The sequence below is a fragment of the Pelomonas margarita genome, from assembly GCF_043555875.1.
Classification (GTDB): domain Bacteria; phylum Pseudomonadota; class Gammaproteobacteria; order Burkholderiales; family Burkholderiaceae_C; genus Pelomonas; species Pelomonas margarita.
This window is the reverse complement of record NZ_JBIGHW010000086.1, coordinates 1-267: the sequence shown is the minus strand read 5'-3', so window position 1 is coordinate 267 and position 267 is coordinate 1. Positions and strand designations below refer to the sequence as shown.

The following is a 267-nucleotide window of genomic DNA, read 5'->3' as shown; positions in this document are numbered from 1 at the left end:
TGGCGTCACAGGGCAGCTTGCTCTGGTAGTACTCCATGCCGCTGAAGAGCTGCCAGACCACGTTCTCGCTCCATCGCTCGACGACGGATTCATCACTCTCGTTGAACGCGTGCTTGAGGTACAGCAGGGAGACCATCAGCCGGATCGGCAGGCGCGGGCGGCCCGCGCGGCTCACGCCGCCGGCGGCCACCACTAGCGTGGGGCCAAACATGTCTGCGTCCTCGCGGGACTTGCCCATGCGGGCCTTGCGGGCGAACAGCGGGGCCA

Annotated in this window: 1 protein-coding gene; it reads right to left on the bottom strand. The window is 67.0% G+C overall.

Going from position 1 to position 267, the window contains the following annotated elements:
• On the bottom strand, window positions 1-267 hold a 267-nt coding region (locus ACG0Z3_RS23355; RefSeq protein ID WP_394402468.1), incomplete at both ends, for a transposase.